Origin of the sequence: Shewanella sp. 10N.261.52.F9 (assembly GCF_041471165.1) — a bacterium.
In the GTDB taxonomy this organism is placed as follows: Bacteria; Pseudomonadota; Gammaproteobacteria; order Enterobacterales; family Shewanellaceae; genus Shewanella; species Shewanella marinintestina.
Genome location: NZ_JBFRNX010000003.1, coordinates 52,832 through 73,267 on the forward strand (window position 1 = coordinate 52,832; position 20,436 = coordinate 73,267).

Below are 20,436 nucleotides of genomic sequence, written 5' to 3' on the forward strand. Positions count from 1 at the left end.
GCTTTAAGCTTGTTGCTTTAGCTCTTTGAACCAAAGATTATGGTGCTGTTTAGCCCAGTTCTCATCGCAGTAACCCGAGGTCATATTTGACATGCCACCCTCAGACATTACAGTGGCCATAAAGATATGTACGACAGAGAATGCACTGATGATAACGGTAGAGATAATGTGCACTAATAGCATGGTGTTAGCGGTATTTTTGGTGACCACAAATGTCTCTGGGAACATCATAGTTAGTCCTGATACCACCATCAGGCCGCCAAATAGGGCGAATACCCAAAACCATAGTTTTTCACCCGCATTGGCAAAGCCTGCATCTGGGTGATGCTTCTTGCCAGTATTTAGGTAGCCACCCAATACAGCAAACCACTTAATATCGTAGTTAGCCGGAATTTGCTTTGGCGCCCACATTAAGATCATCAACACGTAACCTAAGATGAACGGGAATGCCATTAGCTCGTGCAAGCCGCTCGATAAACCGACCAGTGATGCCCAGCCTGATTGATTCATACTCGGCTCAAAGTATAAGCGGCCACCTGCTAGCACTAATCCAGTGAGGATAAGTAGCATGCAAGCAATAGCACCCAGCCAGTGCACGCTGATGCTCAAGCCTGACCACCGTTTAATTAACTTGCCAGAAAAGCCTTCATCTAAGCGTGAAATACCATTCACAATAATGAATATGATAAACAGGCCGATGACAGCAAATAAGCTGGCGTAGACTAAAAATGCGATGGTATCGGTTGCGCTCAAATAGCCAAGCACGGCTTCATTGGCATCTTCCGGTATGGCGGCTGGTAGTTGCAGCTGCGCCTGAGTTGGCATACCGCGTAGCTCTGGTATGTCACCTGCAATGGCTTCAACTTTAATTGGCTGCCATTGTTGTGGTTGCAAGCTTGCCTCTTCAGCCATTGCGGCAGTTGAGACAAACAGGCCAAGCACAATAAAACTTAACCATTTTATTGCTCTGTTCATAGGTCACTCCTTTGGCGATCTTGTTCGCCTCTTTTGGCTACACAGCACATTTGTTGGTGCTGTGGTTAAAGCCAGATCCTGAAATGTAATAGGTCGTTGGTTGACGCCTACTCATGCAGTTGTTTAGTGATAAAAAGTTGCAGCTCAACAGCAAACTCACGCCAAAAATCATGTTGAGCGTGTTGTTTAATGCCTTCACAGAAAGGATTAATCCATACACCAAGGTGCTTATTAACAAACTCATCAGCTATAGCGTCTAGTTCGTTAGCAGCATCGAGGTTATTGGCTTGTCGCTGCTCACTTGCAAGGGCGTGCACACAGTAAAGAAACTCCAGTTCATTACCGATAAAATCAGCTGGCTCATTGAATTTGTCATCAATGACTAAACCTATTTGCTGATAGAAATCGGCGACTTCAACGGTTTCATCTGTGTTCATGACGTGGTTACCGCTGCGGTATACCCCTTCATAAGGGGCAACCAACAACTTATATGGGCCAATGCACATTCGATTGAAGTCGAACTCCAATTCTGATGCGTCATCAATGAATTTTTTCGCCTCAACCAGCAGGGGGCTTTGCGGATTATTCAACTCTAGATAAGTGATTAACCCCTGCAATGCTTCAGCTTCTGATGGAAAGAAAATCATTGATTTAAAGGCAAAGTACGCCGTTGCCATCGGACCATATTGGTTTGTCATTATGCGCGTTCCTTAATAATCACCATGTTAGGTTTTGTGATGCAGTCGCCGTATCCAATACCTTGCTTACTGGCTGATGGCTTCTTAAGCACTTCGTCAATATTGCCGATTTTGATACACTCAACAGGACAACCAGTAACACAGGCTGGCTGCATACCACGATCGAGTAATTCAACGCACATATTGCACTTATCTGCTTTGCCATCGTCTTCACGAATGCTCACTGCCGAGTATGGGCAGGCGCTGGCACATAGGCCGCAACCTGTGCACTTTTCACGATCTAACACCACAATACCGTCGTCTCTGACGTGGTAGGCCTTTGCAGGACAAACCATTAAGCAAGCAGGGTTTTCACAATGCATACATGAGTGCGATAGCCACACATCTACCGCACCGTCATCGCGCTTAACTTCATAGCGATCAACTTTACGGAATCGATGGTTCTCTGGTAGCTCATTGTGAATTTGGCAGGCAACAGTACAGGCACCACAACCGACGCAGTTTTCTTGTCTGAAGACAAAGCCTACTCTTTTGTTCATAGTCATTATCTACTCCTTAGGCTTTTTCTAGCGCGACATTGGTCGAGTGGTAGGCTGAACACCCGCCCATATCGGTCAATTTGTCGGTGGTCAGGTTGTTGGTGCAGCTCGCTTTACCGTAAGGATCCATTCGGCGCCAGTTGTTTTTTGGTGCCATAACGGTGCCACGGCCAACTTGTCCAGAAACTTGCGCAGTAAAGAATGCTTCGCCACGATGGTTACTGAGTCTGACTCGGTCGTTGTTTTTAATGCCTAACTCTTTTGCATCTTCGGTATTGATCTTGGCCAAATATGCTGGGAAGTTACGGATGTACTTAACGTTGTAGAAAGAGCTGTTAGCACGCTGCGGGATCGCGGGTGATAACATACGGAACGGCAACGTCTTCTCTTCAGGGATCATCTCGTCCTCAGGCAAGCCGAAGTCAATAACTGGATGGTAGCCAGCATCTTTCATCATTTGTGAGTAGAACTCGATCTTGCCGCTGTCAGTTTTATATTTACCATCACCAAAGTAAGGGCGTTGGTCATAGACGGTGACAAACTTGTCTTTAATGATCTGCTCGTAAGTGATGTTATTGTGTCTAAATGCGGGCTCTTCAGTGTCTAAGAAGTCACGTAAGATCTGTTCGTAATCAACGCGCATCTCTGGGTGATAATCCAGTCCCATATGCGCCGCTAACTCTTTAAAGAAGATCCAGTTATCTTTAGATTCACCTAAAGGCTCAATCACTTTTTCAGAAGTTTGCATGTGGTAGCAGTTGTAGTCAGTACCCATATCTGGGAACTCGAACTGGGTAGTTGATGGCACAATGATGTCGGCAAGTTCTGCGGTATCTGTCATCAAGAAGTCGTGCACTACTAGGAATAAGTCATCACGCATTGCGCCTAAGCGACAGGCATTTGAGTCTGGCGCAACAGAGACAAAGTTACCGTTGTAGTTGATCACAGCCTTAATTGGCTTGATAGGCTTACCGTAAGCAGTTGGGTTAGTTGGATGGATTGCTTTAGCGATTTCTGTCATGTTGACATGACCAACAGTGTCGCCATTAGGGTGAATATGGTCTGCACGGCCTTTTGAGTAGTTAAGGCTGTCATCGGCTTGGGTATTATCATAGATAAAGCCGTTACCAATTTTGCCGTATTGACCCGCGACGGCGTGCATCATGGCGATGGCGCGAGACATACGAGCACCGTTGTAGTTACGCTGCATACCGTAGCCTAAACGAATGACTGATAACTCTGACTCGCCATACACTTTGGCAAATTCGAACATCTTGTCTCTTGGTACGCCGGTAACTTGTTCGATCTCGTCATAGCTCATTTCATCAATACGTTTGAGCAGATCTTGATAGCCAAGTGTATTGGCTTCAATAAACGCCATATCTGCTAAATCATTATCGATAAGGTATTTCATGATCCCTGTCGCCAAGTGAGTATCGGTACTTGGCTTAGGTTGCAGCCAGATATCTGCTTGCGACGCAATGGGTGTACGCATAGGGTTAACGACTAATAACTTGGCACCGTTATCACGAGCTTGGTTAATAAACTTAATACCGTGAACGTTAGTGGCTGTTTCGTTTTGGCCCCAAGAGATATAGCAATTGGTGTAAATGTTGTCGTATGGATCGGGTCCTTGATAAGTACCAGTGACAGACTTCAAACCTTCATAAGCCGCGAAAACACACACTTTACGATCGAGCTTACGAGCACCTACAGCGTTAAAAAAACGGCTTGGTCCGCCGTATTTACCAATAACACCTTCGTGACCCGAGTAGCTGTATGGCAAAATGGAGTCAGCGCCATGCTCCTTGATGATCTGCTGTAAACGGCTAGAGATTTTGGCATAGGCCTCGTCCCAGCTAATACGGCGCCATTTACCTTCACCTTTTGCTCCGGCACGTTCCATTGGATGCAAAATACGATCGGCTGCATAAGTGTACTGCACGTAGGCATGACCTTTAACGCAAGGAGATGTCCCCATTTTTTTCATCTCGGATGCGCCTTCGACGTAAGTCATACGGCCATTTTGTACAGTAAACTTCAGCAGACAACGGTCGGCACAGTTTCGCTGACAAGTGTGATAAACGATTTTACCTTCGCGTTTCAGCATCTTGTCTGGTGCACCGCCACGTTCAGTTGCATTGGCAATGCCTGGCATTAAGCCAGACAAGGAGCCGACAACAGAACTCGCTCCAACTCCCTGCAGGAAGGTGCGTCTGTTAATTTTCATATGTTTTCCCCATCTTGATAGTGTTGATTCACTATTTATTTTTGTAGCAAGTACGACATTGATATTGCTCTGTGAGTTGGCTTGCTTCAGGCGTAGCAAACGCTCACTCGGTTACACACGTTTTTCTGGTAAAACTCCTATAACTGCAAACTCATGATCTCTCATCGATCAGAGTTCGACTTCCCTATGGATTTAACTAACGACGCTAGTCTTCACTTGCTAGACGCCACTCTCTTTCTAGTCCGCAAATGAGTTTTGATTTGACCCAATTAAATGCGGCCGAATGGTTGGTATTGCCAAATAACACATAGTTACCAATCTCGCGATTTTCTCTACGGCGAGTTCGGCATTTTTGCGCTAACTCGTCTGGCAATTTGACGTAATCAATCCCCGGTAGCATGTTGACGAATTGACGAGTGAATTGATTACAGCTCAGAGTTATTGCATCACTTTCGCTTAAAAGGCGCATAGCTGAGGCTAAACTGTCGGTATAACCTTCAACATCCATGCATAAGTCTTTCTCTCGACATAAGTTGACTAATAGTGGGCAACTAAGATCATCGTAGTTATCGATTTCTAAGCAGGGATAGCGAGAGAGGTTTTCGAGAGTAATTGCTTGGCTTAAAACGGGATGATTGCGCTTGGCAAGTATATATAGGCTATCGGTTTCGCTAAACATTTCGTAGTTTAGGTTTTTACCATTGAAACCTTCGTACACCACCACAAAGTCCATGTCGCCATTAGCCAGTGCCGTAGTGCAATCATGAGTGAGTACTCTGACATCAAATCTTAGATTTGGCGCTTCATTTAAGATATCTTCACGCACGACTTTCTGCACTGCGTAGACAAACTCATCGTAGGCATGAATTACAAATTGCCCGCCAGATTCAGCTGGTGTAAATACCGAATGCTGCATTTCAATTTTTTGATATTGTTCTACTAAACTTTTAGCCATTGGGATCAGTTGGTGAGTTTTTTCTGTGGCAACAAAACCTGAACAACGTCTTATAAAGAGAGAGTCTTTAAATATATCTCTTAATATTTTAAGTGTTCTGCTTACACCAGAAGCTGTCATACCTAATTCATTTGCAGCCTGATGGCTTTGTCCGTGTTCATATATAGCAATAAAGACTTTTAATTGGTTGTAATTTAATAGGTCTATTTTGTTCATGACAAATACCTGCTGCAATAATTAAATTCTATAATCTATATAAGAGTTATAATGTGCAGTGTTATATGTCACATTTTTAATAAGCTTATTTTTGTAACTTTGATATATGTCTCGTGTTTTACATATTAAGATTAGCAAATATCAGAATGTGATATTTGCAGTTGATATATATATGATCTTTAAATTCAATAGCTAAAGAGTATTTATCGATATAGCTAAAAATACCTGCAATGCCCGGAGTTACTGTATCTTATTGTTTTTATTTGTATATATATCTACTGTTGTGTTTGTGTTTTATCAGGGTAATAGTATTGATACGTTTTGTTGCATATATATTCTGGATAAATAAATACCTGAAAATCTACCTTCCAATTTTATTTCATAAAATTTCAAATTATTTTCTTATTGTGACCTCTAGTTGATATTCGTTTGTTAGATTATGTCGTTGTTTATATTTTTGTGTTTTTGAGTGTATTTTAAATATAAAGATTTTATAAGTGAGTAAATTAATATTAGTCACTTTTATAATAAGGAATAAATATGTTGGATAGACGGTCCATATTAAAAATGGCTGCTGGTGGTGCAATGTTAACGCTGATCCCCAGTGCTCAACTTCAAGCTAAAACTTCTGGTAAAAGGTTAGCGATGGTGTTTGATGTTCGCCGTTGCACTGGGTGTCTATCTTGCACAGTGTCTTGCGCTATGGAAAACCAAACTGATGCAGGGCGTTGTCGTACTCGGGTGAATCAAGCTGCCATTGAAACATCAACTGGCTTTGCGACACTGGCGATACCTAACCAATGTAATCAGTGTGATAACCCTGCTTGTGTTTATGTTTGCCCTGTAGAGGCGACTTATAAACGCGAAGAAGACGGCATCGTAGTGATTAACCATGATGAATGTATTCATTGCCAACTATGTGTTGATGCATGCCCTTATGGCGCTCGCCGTAAAGACGACACCTTTAACTCACCACCTGAGAAGTGCAATTTCTGTATTCATCGTACATCGGCTGGTTTACTGCCTGCATGTGTTGAAACCTGTATTGGTGAAGCGCGTAACTTTGGCGACCTGAATGATCCCACTAGTACTGTGTCGAAACTTGTTCGCGACAATAAGGTATATGCCATGTTGGCTGCTGAAGGGACAAAGCCAAATATTTTCTACATAGGTTTGCCTGAACAACCGCAGGACAAACAGATTTTGTCTCTTAACTTTCTTGAATGGCAACGCTAGGAGCTGACAATGGACAGACGTAAATTTTTAACTCAAGCAGGCGTTGTTTCTGTGGCTGCTGCAACAGTAGGCTGCAGTGATAAAAGCTCTCCAATTCATCCAAGCCGCAGTCAAGATGTGAGTTGCTTTGGCCATCCTATTCCGGCTGAATGCCAGCAAGACACTAAGGGTGATTGGCAGCTCACACCTGGCATACGTACCGCGTATTCTCGTTGTTTTAGTTGCTACAATATTTGTGGCTTACGTGTACGTATTGATGACAAGAATGACAAAGTGCTAAAGGTGGGCGGCAACCCTTATTGTGAGAATAACTCTGGCTCTCCATTACCAATCGAAACTAGCGTTAAGCAAAGCTATATAGCATTGGCAGGCGAAAAAGGCCTAGAGAACCGAGCGACCACCTGTGCTAAAGGTGCAAGTTGTGCAGACTCTGTTGATGATCAGCGAAGAATGACTCAAGTGCTTAAGCGTGATGGAAAACGGGGTGAAGGTCGTTGGATCACGATTAGTTATGAGCAAGCCTTACAGGAAATTTTACAAGGTGGTGATCTGTTTGGTGAAGGTCATGTTGAGGGCTTGCGTAGTTTGCGCCAGCTCGATAAGCCAGCTAAACCAGGTTTCCCTGAATTTGGTAGCGCGGCCAACCATCTATTTGCAACTTATTGCGCCGAAGATACATTGCGTGGCAGTTTTTATGCTCGTTTTATGCAGCAGGCTTGGGGCACAAGCAATTTGGGTACGAAACATGCGTATTGCGGCGCTGCGCAGGCAACAGGCTATAGCCTAGGCATGGCCGCTGGCTTTGAAGAATGGCTTAATGATGTTGACTGGGAAAACGTCGAGTACGGTTTATTTATGGGAACTAGCCCAGGATCTTCAGGGGTTAGTCTTAACCGTGTTGGCCGCGGCCTTGCTGATAGCCGTGTTGATAGAAAGTTTAAGTATGTGTGTGTCGACCCATTGCTTCGTACCACAGTGGCAGCAGATACTAATGCCACTTGGTTAGCTGTTAAGCCGGGCCAAGATGCCGCATTTTCTTTTGGTGTTATTCGTACCATGTTAGAAGAGGGCTGGTTTAATAGAGTTCACCTTGAAGGTGCGAGTGAAAAAGCGGCTAAAGCCGCTGGCGAACTAAACTATACCAATGCGGGGCATTTGGTTATTACTGATCCTAATCATCCTGATTATCGCCGTTTTGCTAAGGCTAAGGACTTTGGTTTAGGTGATGATGAAGCCATTATTGTAAAAGCTGGCAGCAATAGCGTGGTCTCTGCTGAAAGCGGTGATAAAGCTGAGTTATTTGTCAGTAAAACCCTTAAAGATAGTCGCGGTAAAAAAGTGCATTTGGCGTCTTCTCTTTACCTATTAAGAGCTGAAGCTCAGCGTACGAGTATGAAACAGTATGCAGCGAAATCTGGCATTAGTGTTGATGCGATGCGCCAAGTGGCACAAGACTTAGGAAAATATGGTCGTAAGGCCTGTGTTGCAGGTAATGGTGGCACTAATTCTTCAGACGGTTTTGTAATGGGCTGGATCTGGGCGACTTTAAATACCTTAGTCGGCAGTCATGACGCTAAAGGCGGTGCAATTTACGGTAATGGCCCAATAGGCGGTATGGAAGGGCGCTACGATTTAGCCAATATCGATAACGGTGTCAGCCTTGACGGCGTAGTCAATGCTTGTCGTGATGGCGCTTATGAGTCATCAACTGAGTACAAACAAAAACTAGCTAAAGGGCAAAACCCTTATCCTGCTAGCACACCTTGGCATGAGGTTTTGCCTGCAATGAATGCTGCAGAGCAATGGACTAGCCATGCTAATAACGATCCTTATCAGGCCAAAGTGTTATTTAATTGGCGTAATAACTTCCTCTATAGCGCGGCATCGATTAGCCAAGAGGTCGTAGCAAGTATTGCAGATCCTAAGCGTCTACCACTGATTATTGGCATTGATTGCCATATGAATGAGACGAACCGTTACGCCGATTACTTTATTCCAGACCGTTCCATGCTTGAAGAATATGCAGCAGATAGAATGTGGGGCTCGCATATGTTAGGTGTGGTGGCCGCTGCGCCACTTGTTACTCCAAGAACCGAAAAAAATGCCGCTGGACAGCATGTATGCATGGAGCAGCTATTAGTCGATATAGCACTCGATATGCAGTTAGCTGGCTTTGGTCAAGGTGCGATTGCCCATGCTGATGGTAGCAAAGCCGATCTGCTTTGCTTCGAAGATTGGCACGCTAAGTATTTGGCGAACGTGGCTGCGCAGTGTGAAAACTTGCCGACAGTAACTGCTGAAGATAGACATTGGGCTGGGCTTGAATACGCAATGAAACCGTTAACACCTAGGCTTAATGCTAATGAAGCCGCTGAAGTCGAGGCCTTACTATCTCGCGGTGGTTACTATGTTGCCGATGAGCGCTACGATGGCGACTTTATTAAAGGCGCGGGGCCAAAGTGTTTGCAGCTTTACCATGAGGCGGTAGCGCAGCTACGTCATGCCTATTCTGGCGAGCGCTATCCGGGCACGATAACTTATCATGAGCATAGATTCTGGAATGGTGATAGTTGGGAAAGCCACTGGCCTGCAGCTGAGTATCCGTTGCTGTTCTCAAGTTACAAAGCCACAGTGCGTTCAAACTATGCTGTAGCGTATAAGCGTATCGCAGAGATTAGCCCAACCAATTTTGTGTTTATGCATGAAGAAACAGCCAAGCAGCAAAACTTAAAAGACGGCGATACTGTAAGGCTGGTAACAGCGAATGGCAAACCTACTGAGGGGTTGTTGCAAACTGACTTTGGCGTCGCGCCAGGCGCAGTGTGTGTATCCCATGGTTTTGGTCATTCACAAGGTTTTGGTGGTGATGACCGGGTGATAAATGGTGAAAAGCTAGCTGCGCTAAAAGAGCGTGCCGGTGGCGTTGCGATTAATCAAATGATCCCATCAGATCCCACTCGTAAACAATCTGCAAGTATGCTTAATGACTACTGGACTGGGGCAAACTGCCGTCATGGTATTCCGATCCGTGTTGAGAAAGTGTAATGGCGTTTTAAGATTGAAAAGAGTCTCGAAGCTAACAAATAACAATTAGTTAGCTTCGAGATAGACTGATTTGTTCGGTTCAAAATTTTTGTTTTATCCTGCAACCTTCCCCTCAGTATTATGTTTGGCTGAGGGGGCTTTTCTTCTATTTAATCAAAGCAAATTGCTTCAGTTAAAATTTATCTCTTTGTGATAGTGTTAGTCACAAATCATCGGAGATAATAATGAAAACAATAAAATACTCAGGCCTCGCGTTAGTGGCTGCTAGCTTTGCAGTACCAGCAATGGCCACCACAGTTGAACAGAATGCTTTTTTCGATAACCTCGCAGCGCACTGTGGTAAAGCGTTTGCAGGTACTGTGACTGCGGGCAATACCGCAGATTCGGCGTTTAGTGGCAAAGAGCTTATCATGCATGTGCGTGAATGCAGTGATACTGTACTTAAAGTGCCATTCCACGTAGGTGACGACCACTCTCGTACCTGGGTGATCACTAAAACGCCTTATGGGTTGCACCTTGCACATGATCATCGCCATAAAGATGGCACTGAGGACAAGGTGACTATGTACGGCGGAATGACGGCTGATATGGGCAGCGACACTGAGCAGTCTTTTCCTGTTGATGCTTACTCGATTAACAACTTTAGAGAAAATGGTTTAGATGTGTCGGTGACTAACGTTTGGCATATGTATGTTAAGCCTCAAGAATTTACCTACCGCTTAACCCGTGAAAATCGTGACTTTAGAGTCGATTTCGATCTGACTAAGCCGGTTGCTCTACCTCCAGTACCTTGGGGTCATAAATAGTGGACTCTTATCTTTTTAAGGGATATTAAGGTATGGAAATGACCTAGGTTCAAGCTTTTAATGGCTAGGTCCTAGGTCCTAGCACTACTTTCCGTCTTAGCTTGTTCCTATAACCTTCTTGTCCCCTACTTCTCTTCAAAAGTGAATGACTGTCCGGCAAGTGCAGCTTCAAACATCAAACCGCCTTTTGCGACAGTAAACACGGCCATACCGTTAATGTAGGCGGCCTTAGCTGCGCTCTTACCTGCGCCAGCGGAATTCCCCGTTGTTCCTGCTTGTGCATTGGCACCAATATTAATGGCTACTGCCGATGCCTGTGCGCCAAATTCAAAACTGCCACTGGTGAAGTCTTTATAAGCCGCTTCATCTTTAAAGAAGATAATCTCACTGTAGGCTTGGCCGCCTAGCTGAAAACCAAAGGAAACCTGAGTTAAACTGGTATCACCGGTATACGCTCCGCCTTGATAGACTTGGCCTTTACCGTAAGCGGCACCAATACCAATACCACCTTTACCCACTGTGGGAAATAGAGCATAACCGTAGGCGTTATTAAAAAATTTCTGAGTTTCATTCGCTTGTTGAAAAGTGCTTTTAGCTTGGACATAGCTATCTTCAGCTAAAGCTTGCGGGGCTAATAGAATACCGGCAAGCAGACATAAGCTAGTGGCAATTGTCTTGATAAAGTGAGTCATTCCATTCTCCTAATCTTACAAACTGGCTAAACCTTAGCATACGCTTACTGAACGGAAAGTGAATGGCTTTTACTCAGACTAATTGAAACATAAAATAAAAGCGCCACTGCAGGCGCTTATTATACTAATTGGTATTATTAAGAGGGGGCAGTGCTTATTCTACAGGCTTACCGAGCACGTAGTGATTAAACCATTTCTGATCCCATTCCATCTTAGCTTTACGATGTTGGTACTTGCTTAGACCATGACCTTCACCAGGGTAAACCACTAACTCTACAGGTACATTAAGGTAGTGGTGCAGGGCGCGATATAAGCCTTGGGCATGACCCAGTGGTACGCGTTGGTCGCCTTCACCGATGTGGATTAAGGTTGGGGTTTTAATTTTGTCTGCATAGGTTAACGAAGAACCATGGTTGTATGCTTCTGGCTTTTCCCAAGGTAAGCCCTCCATAAAGTTAACTACGTGGCCAGGGGTATCCTCAAGGATCCACTGCAGACGTTGATCAAACACACCTGCCCCTGAGCTTGCTGCTTTGAAACGGTTATTGGTACTGATTAGCGCGTTAGTAAGGTAACCACCGTTGCTCCATCCCATCACCGCCATCTTGTCACCATCGACAATACCGTTAGCGATGAGTTGATCGACGCCAGCCATAATGTCTTTGACTTCGATATCGTGTTCACGGCCAACCAGATCGGTTAAAAACTTATCGCCATAGCCGGTAGAGCCGCGATAGTTAGGCGATAATAATGCCCAACCATTGGCGGTAAATGTCGAGCGACCGTAAGATCTATGCTGCAGTGCATAAGGGGTGGCTGCAGTTGGTCCACCGTGGATCTGTACGATTAATGGCAGTGGGCCATCTTCTTTTTTATAGTCAGCAGGGAGGTCTAAAATCCCTTCAACTATAGCGCCGTCTGGTGCGGTCCACTTTACAATTGAAACTTGTGGTAGTTTCCAGCTATCAACTTGAGGGTTGATATTCGTTAGACGCTTCGGTTTAGCGCGGCTGCTATTGGCATCGGCAATAAACATATCAGAGAAATGATCTAACCCATTGTGGCTAAAGGCGACAGACTTTCCATTTTGGCTGAAGCTGTAACTACCTATCACCATATCGCCAGGAATAACTGTTCGGGTATCGCCTTGTTCGCCATCATCTATTTCAGTACAGAACAGTTTAACTCTGCCATGATCGGCGCCACGGTAGCAAAGTTCATCGCTATTAGGTCGCCAAGTTAAATCGCTAGCAGTGAGAGTTACGTCGCCTGGGCGGCTTATCTCTAATGATGGTTTGTTAGTTGCGTTAGCATCTGCAATGAACAGCTTACCTGGATGACCATCAAAGTCGACTCTAAAGGCTAATTCAGTATTATCTTGCCATGCAAGGCCAAGCAGCCAACCATAAGGAGAGGGTGCGTTGTCACGCCATTGTGTATCTACTATTACGTTATTTTGCATGGTCTGAGTATCGTAAACTTCAATGTCTGACCAACCCTCTAAAAATACCAATTCGTTATCTGTCGTGGTGATACGGGCTATCTTGCTGTCATCTTGGCTAACCTTGAATTCCCACACCACTTTGTCATCGTCTAGCACTAATTTTTGTTTGAAATGCTCAAGATCGAGTTGATATAAAGGGTTGGTTGTTTGCTCGCCGTGGCCATATTTAGGTGCGCTGTGGCTAGTACGCATTGCTGCCCATTGGTCGTCATCAGTGGTGATTTTAGTGGCTAAAAAGTAAAGGCTTTTTCCGTCATGGCTGAGCTCAAACCCAGCAACACCTTCAGCTTCTTTAGTCATCGGCTGACTGTTACCATTGTTAACTGACAGACGGAATACTTGAGTCTTGCCGTTGTAAGGTGCTTTCGCACCTTCTTGTGCTACTTTTCCTAAATAATAAACATACTCACCGTCAGGGCTCCATTGCGGGCTAGACTCGCTTTCATTGGTGAAGGTCATGCGTTTTGACTGACGAGTTTTGGTATCGAGTAACCATAAATCACGTTGGCTTTTATCTAGCTCTTTGTCCCAGCGAGATTCTAACCAAACTGCTTTTTTGCCATTAGGGCTAAGTGTTACTGAGCCCATGTTACCAATATCGAAGAAGTCATCTATGGTGATATCGTGAGTTCGATCTGCTGCTATGGCGGAAAAGCTGCTACCGACTAGCGCGGCAGCAAGCAGAGAAAGCTTGTGTGCTTGCTTCATGTATTGTTCCTACCCTTCAAATAGTTAACTTTTATTGTGTTGTTATTTTAAGATCTGGGCTCATACACTAGCGTAAGTTTTGTGCGGTTGGCTATGAAATTGTTGTTTGAGTGCTATAAGGTTAGCGATTAGGGCTGGGGCGGCTTTGGGTGATGTTTATCTTCTTGCATTAATTGTTGTAGATAAGCGAGCTCCTCGGAGTTGAGCAGTTGTTGGCTCGCTTGCATTGGCTTTTTTGGTTGTTGTGCTAATTTTCCGCGTAAAAATGCCGCACGAGTTATTTGTTTAAGACCGTAAATAGCTAAAATATAAACTGTGAGCAGTAATGTTAATTTGGCTGCGGCTTGGTTGATGGTGAAAACTTGGCTTGAAAAATAATAGGGCATTATGATGAGAACAACGCGAATTAACCAATTACTCATTAATGCCAAAGTGAGCACCAGTAACCAGCGAAACTTAATGTCTTTTAAACTATCTTGATGAGCACGAGATACCCGCCCTGGGTAACGTATGAGCATTTTAATGATGAAGTAAAAGTATAGGGTGGTTTGGATAAATAATACTGCTGGGAGCAGCATGCTCAAGATAGTTAAATCACTAAGTCTTGGCAGTTGTTCTAGGGGCGCTAAACCGTAACCTATGACAATGCGCAAACAGGCAAGCATAACTAATATTGCTATTATTGTTGCGGGATAAAAGTGCCGAGAAAAGCCAATTGGACGATTAATATCATTTAAGCTGCGATCACAATATAGATAGAGCAATGGCATCATTAAGAAATAGACTGGAATAATAAAGAGAAATAATAAGTGTAGCGGGGCAGGAGCGTTATCACTCGTGAATAACCCAGTGAAAAAATACACAGCCATAAGGCTAAATATTGCCGCTAGAATTTTATGATTACCACTGCGTTCATTATAAATATAACGAATATAGAGGCCTAGCCCTAGGCAGTGAAGACCGCCAAGCAAAGAGACCCACCAATAGCCTTGAGAGAAAAACTCATCAAATTCATTCATGTATTTGCTATTTCAACCTATTGCCTAATGATATGCAAGCGTTGAATTTATCGACAGTTATGTAAGCGCTGAATAGTGCTAATGGTTTTGGACTTTGGCCTTATTCGCTTGTATGCGCTGAACATTTATTGTCGATAGCTCTAGGTTTAAGTGTAGAGCATTTAGCTGGCCAATTTGGGAATAGCTTTTAATTTATGTAGCAGCGCCTCTTTTTTAAAAGGTTTAGCTAAATAGTCATCCATCCCGGACTGGTAACATTTTTGAATGTCTTGATCGAGCACACTAGCGGTTAATGCAATAATCGGCAGTCTATGCTGGGAATGATTGCTCTCCCATTCTCTAATCTTTTCAGTCGCGGTAAAACCATCCATAACTGGCATCATGCAATCCATTAAGATCGCGTGAATAGCTTCTCCAGTACTAATGAACTCATAAGCTTCTTGGCCATTGTTGGCAATAATAAAGTCAAATCCAGCCTGCTTAATAAGTAAAGATGCAACCTTTTGGTTAACAAGGTTGTCTTCCACTATAAGGATCACCACATTTATTTTTTCAGCTGTTTCGGTTTGTTGTTCAGAGCTATAGTATTCACTAGAGCGCTGTTTTTTCCTTAAATCTCTACTTTCTAAGCCATTGTGAATTGCATTTCTAAAGCGATTGCCCAGTAGCGGTAAGGTTACTGTGGCGTCCATATTTTCTAATGCGCGTTTTTCTGTTGGGGTATTGATTGCAATGGTAAAAATATCTTTCTGTTGTAACAGTTCCGGTAGTGTTGCTATTGCATCACGAGTCGATGCAAAATTGTCGACAAATAATAGGTCGAATGTTTGCTTATCTTGCTGTAGGTCGAAGCAAGACTGGTAATGATAGTTAAGACTAAATCCTTGTTGATGGCATTCTTTATTGAGCTCCTCATACAGCTGAACATTGCTGGAAATTAACGCGGCGGTCAGGTCTGTGAATTGATTTGATAATGGCTTTTCCATGGTGATGATTTGAGAGCGTAAGTTAATAGAAAAACAGCAACCTTCACCTTTTACCGAAGTGATGCCAATAGTGCCACCCATAAGTTCAACTAGCTGCTTACAGATAGCTAGCCCTAGCCCTGTGCCGCCGAACTGACGGGTTATAGTGTCGTCTTCTTGGGTGAATGGAGAGAAGATATGTTGTTGTTTATCTTCGGCGATACCTATACCTGAGTCATGAATACTGATTTCCATATCGGTATACCCAGCAGCGTCATTTTTGCAAGCGACAACAATCTTGATCCCTCCTTCATTAGTAAACTTCACCGCGTTAGAGAGCAAGTTCATCAGTACTTGTCTCATTCGGTGTTCATCAAGTGAAATGAGGTAAGGAGTGTTGTCATCTATCTCTACATTTAAGGTTAGTTCTTTCTCTGCTACTTTAGCCAAAACCATAGTTAAGGTGTCGTATACAACCTCGGTGATATTGGCGTCAGAATTGGTGATAGACAGATTGCCAGACTCAATTTTAGAAAGATCGAGAATATCGTTAATTAGCAATAGTAGGGTTTGTGATGAGGTTTCGATAGTCTGCAGGTATTCATTTTGAATAGCTGTAAGTTTTGTCCCAGCCATAATATCTGACATGCCTATAATGCCATTGAGTGGTGTTCTAATTTCATGAGACATATTGGCAAGAAAAGAGCTTTTTGCTTGGTTCGCTTTCTCGGCTTCAGACTTTGCGCGTAAGATTTTTTGTTCGTTTTGGTGACGTTCTAAAATAAGGTTGTTTAGCTTTCCGGAGAAAAAGCTGAGTTCATCGTGACCGCTTTCATTAATTTTGTAAGAATAGTCATGAGTTTCTTCAATTTGCGACATGGTTTTAATGACATGCCGTAAGTAATTGATTATTCGGTTGTATAGATTCGCTCCAATTAATCCAATTAGCAATAACGAGACGAATAAAGCGCCACAAAATAGCATTATTAACTTTTTGGATTGTGCTATTTCATTGTGAATATTGCTGGTGAGCTGCTTGGAAAACGTGTTGACCACATATTGAATCAAACTTAAACGTTGGCTAAAGGCCGTTAAACTTGCTTTAGGGTCATTCGCTAAGTTTTCGCGATTTAATATATCGCTTCTTAGCTTATAGCTTTGCTCAAAGGCTCTATCAGAAAATGTATTCAGTAGTAGAGTGACTTGTTCTGGTTTGGCGTTTATATCGATAAAGCGTTCTACATAAAGCTGTTGTCGTTCAGTAATAGTATTTAATTGGCTGAGTAGTGCAGTGCTATTTCGATCTAATAGTAACTGGTTTATCAGCCACTTTTCTTCTGTAGACCATAGAGATAGCCACTGTAATTGGTACAAAATTGCTAGCTCACGGTTTATTTCTTCGTTAACGTTAGAGCGATCCTTTTCCAATATTGTTAATGCTTGGGTTTGTAACTCACTCAGCCAAGTTGACCAATCTGCTAAACCATCGACTCCGTCTTCCGGTAATTCATCTAATGCGCTGCGAGTACTATCGAGCCAAGATTGCATTTCTTGAATGTGAATTTTAGAAAAGGCTTTTGGCAGTAGTGTTTCAAGTGATGTCAGAGATTTTGAGTATGGGGACGTCTCTGTATAAGCGTTGTCTCGAAATAAAGTTTCGCGTGCTTGGTTGATACTGTTATTAAGCTGGGAGAAAGATTGCAGAAAGTCTATTTTACTATTGAGGGTATTTAACGCCTGAACATTATTTTTTTGCTTTATGATTTCTAATCCAGATAAAAACGAGGCAAAAATTAGTGGTAAAAGCACTAAAGCCAGCATCCGTGTTTTTATTGAAAAGTGGTTCAATAAGTTCATTTCTACTCCATGAATTGAACAAGTTAGCAGCAATCTTGTAGTTTGATCTATGCTTGACTATATTCAGCATAGTACAAAAACTATCTAGGATTGAGGTTTTTAATGTTTAAGGGATTAAACGAACTCACTCGGCTATGTTATGGCCGAATACTGATCTTACTTTTATTATGCTGTGCCTCACCTAGTACACTCGCTGCAGTTGTTGACGATGGCGATGTTGAGTTTGCAATTTTTAGTCTCAATAACGACTTACCTCCTTTAAGTAAAAATAAAGCTCGAATGCTTTATCGGGGAAAATCAAAAAAAATATCTGGCAGTTTGAAGATTATTTTGGTCGATCTTCCCGAAACTTCTATTCATCGAGAAGATTTTTATAAAATGCTATTAGGTAAGTCAGTTTCCCAAATGAATGGCTATTGGGCGGGGTTAGCTTTTTCCGGTAAAGGTTCTCCGCCAGAAGAATTAGATAGTGATGATATAAAACAAATTTTAAAATGGCTGAACGATAACCCTAATGGCATAGCCTATGCTCCAATTGAATCTGTACCAGAAGAAGTCAATATATTAATAACCGTGCCACAGGGAGAGTAGCCATGTTATTTAGACGAGCGCCTTTAATTATCTTATTGTCGATGCTGGTTCCTACCCAAGTAAAAGCAAGTATTGAACTTACCGACAACATTAATTTAAGCGGATTTGGGTCAACCGCGATCAGTAAAAGTGACAATCGAACGCCACTATTTATAAGCCGAGAGATAACCGATGAGGTCTGTTATGACTGTGACACCATTTTTGGTTTGCAGTTGGATGTTGATATCTTTGAAGGTTTTACAGCTTCTGGACAAGTGGTTAAACGAACCCAAGATAAATGGAGCGATCCTGAATTAGAGTGGGCCTATCTATCCTACGAATATGATGATTTTGAGTTTAGAGCTGGGCGTTTACGTTTACCGCTTTTTTTAGTCTCTGAATATTACTATGTTGGCCAAGCTTATCCTTGGGCGCGTCCGCCGCAAGAGGTGTATGACAGTATCTTAGGTTTTACTTCCTATGATGGGTTATCGGTTGCCTGGAACCTTGAGTTGTCGGATGGCTTATTACTGACAGTATCGCCTTACTATGGCTTTGAACGAGTCAACAAAGTCGATTTAGGTGTTGTCGCATTGGAGTTTGATACTGATTATATGGCGGGTATCTATGTTGACTTGGTTGGATTCAACTACCGTATTCATAGCGGTTTTATGCAGGCGAAATATCAACAACGCCCAAGCCCGATAGTAGAAAAACTGGATGTATATACTTTGGGGGGGGAATATAGTTACGATTCTTGGCAATGGATGGCTGAAATTGAAATTGATCGAATTCAAACTAATTGGTACGCCTCTATTATCTATGCTTTCGATGCATTCTCTCCTTATTTCACTTACGCCGAAAGCCACCAGTCTCGTAAAAGTAAGGCGGGGACTTTAGGCCTAAGATACGATGCAACCTCGAGTATTTCATTGAATTTAGAATACCAAATGATTTTTTCTACTGAGGAGGGCAACCGCGGTCAATTTGTCACGTCGCCATTAGTTTATGGTGAAAGCTCTGATGTCGACCTCGTTACCCTTAGCGTTAACTTTGTATTTTGATTATGGAAGACATTACATTTTGGCTTAGTTTTTATCTGCTGATGTTAGTGCTCGCTATCATCATAGGTTATAACAAGGGCAATGTTGTGGCGGGAGCACTCCTCGGCTATGTATTGGGTCCGATAGGGGTTTTATTACTATTGTTAAGTAAAGACCGCAGAATGTTGCCTTGCCCAGAGTGTGCGACCAAAATACATCGGCATTCTTATTTTTGTCCTCGGTGCCAGCAAAAGGTATTTAATCGTTTGAAGTGATAATCCAGATTGTTAGCGGAATGATTAGAACTTAAATGAGTAACTAATGCTGATAGAACCATCTTTAAAGCGGCCGGTATCAGGCCCTCTCTCTGCACTATTCCAGCGATTACCTGAGTAATTATTATATTGTACGGTAATTGTGCCGGGTCGCCAGTCAAAATAGCCAAAACCATAAGTGAAGTCGGGGTTCCATGGTTGTTTCTGCGCACTATCTAAATAATAAAATGCAGTCGCGTTGACATACCAATTCCCGATAATCGAATATTTACAGCCCAAACTGACGGTTTGATGTTGGGTTTTATATTCAACACTTTCTAAATCGAAATACTCAGGCGTGTAGTTATAATCAATTTGGCAGCCTATGGCGCCATCATCAGTAAATGATAGCCAGTCAATAAAGGGTTTAGTCACAGGAAACTTCCAACCTAATGACCAAGTTCCTTGAGAGAACTCTGTACGCCTAAACCCTTTGCTTGGATTGAAGCGGTTACCACCGTAATTAGAGTAAAGTAGGCTAAAGGTATAAGGACGCCAGTCACTATAACCAAACACATAGGTGAAGTCGGGGTTCCAGGCTTGCTGCAGTTCTTTATCAAAATAGTGATAAGCAGTAGCAGATATAAACCAATTACCTATGATGGCATACTTTAAAGATAGGCTGGCGGTGAAGTTTTGATTGCTGGGACCTGTCGTCGAGTTTGCGGGTAACACTGCGGGGGTATCCACCAGCGGATAACCTAAATTGACGCTAGCACTCCAGCGTTTATACCAAGGTATGTCAGCATTCCATTCCTCTACGGGTAGCATAAATGAGCTATTTATACCCTTCCAAATTAGATCCGAGTCGCTTGTTGTGGTGTCATCTTTAATAGGCTTTGCTGTATTGAGAACAGCAGCTGGATTACTCTTGGGAGCATGTTTTGCCATTTGGGTCTGATGTTCATTGGCCCAACACGATATTGTGGCTGTCATTGATGTCATTATGAGCAATTTTTTAGCGTATTGCCTACGGCTACTCGTCCCTGAAAAGCGATTTATCAATGGTGCTTCCTTGATGTTATCCGCGATAAGAGTGTAAAACATTCTATGTTTACTCTTGT

15 protein-coding genes are annotated in these 20,436 nt (G+C 43.0%); 5 read left to right on the forward strand and 10 right to left on the reverse strand.

The annotated features are described in order from the left end of the window. Window positions 1-3: 3 nt before the first annotated feature. The 5 genes from AB4298_RS02630 to AB4298_RS02650 form a co-directional block, all read right to left on the reverse strand. A complete protein-coding gene (locus tag AB4298_RS02630) occupies window positions 4-975 on the reverse strand; it encodes a formate dehydrogenase subunit gamma (protein ID WP_371985655.1) in 972 nt (323 codons plus the stop codon). 107 nt (window positions 976-1,082) lie between these two features. Next, window positions 1,083-1,673 (reverse strand): TorD/DmsD family molecular chaperone, encoded by a 591-nt coding sequence (locus AB4298_RS02635; protein WP_371985656.1) that lies wholly within the window; start codon window positions 1,671-1,673, stop codon window positions 1,083-1,085. Beyond that, window positions 1,673-2,218 carry a 4Fe-4S dicluster domain-containing protein gene (locus tag AB4298_RS02640; protein WP_248471513.1) on the reverse strand — a complete coding sequence of 182 codons (546 nt, stop codon included), beginning with the start codon at window positions 2,216-2,218 and terminating at the stop codon, window positions 1,673-1,675. The genes AB4298_RS02635 and AB4298_RS02640 overlap by 1 nt, the downstream gene beginning before the upstream one ends. Before the next feature lie 10 nt (window positions 2,219-2,228). Further along, window positions 2,229-4,442, reverse strand: a complete 2,214-nt coding sequence (locus AB4298_RS02645) for a molybdopterin-dependent oxidoreductase (RefSeq protein ID WP_371985657.1) — start codon at window positions 4,440-4,442, stop codon at window positions 2,229-2,231. A gap of 205 nt (window positions 4,443-4,647) precedes the next feature. After that, window positions 4,648-5,613 (reverse strand): LysR family transcriptional regulator, encoded by a 966-nt coding sequence (locus AB4298_RS02650; RefSeq protein ID WP_249000044.1) that lies wholly within the window; start codon window positions 5,611-5,613, stop codon window positions 4,648-4,650. 540 nt (window positions 5,614-6,153) lie between these two features. Here AB4298_RS02650 and AB4298_RS02655 point away from each other — a divergent pair. The 3 genes from AB4298_RS02655 (at window position 6,154) to AB4298_RS02665 (ending at window position 10,700) form a co-directional block, all read left to right on the forward strand. Continuing rightward, the gene (locus AB4298_RS02655) at window positions 6,154-6,849 is read left to right on the forward strand and encodes a 4Fe-4S dicluster domain-containing protein (RefSeq protein ID WP_371985658.1); all 696 of its coding nucleotides are present in this window, start codon (window positions 6,154-6,156) and stop codon (window positions 6,847-6,849) included. A 9-nt stretch (window positions 6,850-6,858) separates the two neighbouring features. Further along, window positions 6,859-9,894, forward strand: coding sequence for a molybdopterin dinucleotide binding domain-containing protein (locus AB4298_RS02660; RefSeq protein ID WP_371985659.1), 3,036 nt, complete (start codon window positions 6,859-6,861; stop codon window positions 9,892-9,894). 224 nt (window positions 9,895-10,118) lie between these two features. Next, window positions 10,119-10,700 (forward strand): hypothetical protein, encoded by a 582-nt coding sequence (locus AB4298_RS02665; RefSeq protein ID WP_371985660.1) that lies wholly within the window; start codon window positions 10,119-10,121, stop codon window positions 10,698-10,700. Window positions 10,701-10,825: 125 nt separating this feature from the next. Here AB4298_RS02665 and AB4298_RS02670 read toward each other — a convergent pair whose 3' ends face one another. The 4 genes from AB4298_RS02670 to AB4298_RS02685 form a co-directional block, all read right to left on the reverse strand. Continuing rightward, window positions 10,826-11,392 (reverse strand): lipid-binding SYLF domain-containing protein, encoded by a 567-nt coding sequence (locus tag AB4298_RS02670; RefSeq protein ID WP_371985661.1) that lies wholly within the window; start codon window positions 11,390-11,392, stop codon window positions 10,826-10,828. Window positions 11,393-11,546: 154 nt separating this feature from the next. Next, the gene (locus tag AB4298_RS02675; protein WP_371985662.1) at window positions 11,547-13,604 is read right to left on the reverse strand and encodes a S9 family peptidase; all 2,058 of its coding nucleotides are present in this window, start codon (window positions 13,602-13,604) and stop codon (window positions 11,547-11,549) included. 128 nt (window positions 13,605-13,732) lie between these two features. After that, window positions 13,733-14,623, reverse strand: a complete 891-nt coding sequence (locus AB4298_RS02680) for a hypothetical protein (RefSeq protein ID WP_371985663.1) — start codon at window positions 14,621-14,623, stop codon at window positions 13,733-13,735. A 161-nt stretch (window positions 14,624-14,784) separates the two neighbouring features. Then, on the reverse strand, window positions 14,785-17,445 hold the full coding sequence (locus AB4298_RS02685) for a hybrid sensor histidine kinase/response regulator (protein WP_249000051.1): 2,661 nt from the start codon (window positions 17,443-17,445) through the stop codon (window positions 14,785-14,787). A 102-nt stretch (window positions 17,446-17,547) separates the two neighbouring features. On the opposite strand from AB4298_RS02685, the gene AB4298_RS02690 reads away from it, so the two are divergent. Both AB4298_RS02690 and AB4298_RS02695 read left to right on the forward strand, forming a co-directional pair. Next, a complete protein-coding gene (locus AB4298_RS02690) occupies window positions 17,548-18,036 on the forward strand; it encodes a hypothetical protein (protein ID WP_249000052.1) in 489 nt (162 codons plus the stop codon). Window positions 18,037-18,038: 2 nt separating this feature from the next. Next, entirely contained in the window at window positions 18,039-19,079 is a 1,041-nt protein-coding gene (locus tag AB4298_RS02695) for a hypothetical protein (RefSeq protein WP_249000053.1), read from the forward strand. A gap of 278 nt (window positions 19,080-19,357) precedes the next feature. On the opposite strand, the gene AB4298_RS02700 is transcribed toward AB4298_RS02695, so the two are convergent. Then, on the reverse strand, window positions 19,358-20,308 hold the full coding sequence (locus tag AB4298_RS02700; protein ID WP_371985664.1) for a hypothetical protein: 951 nt from the start codon (window positions 20,306-20,308) through the stop codon (window positions 19,358-19,360). Between the last annotated feature and the right edge of the window lie 128 nt (window positions 20,309-20,436).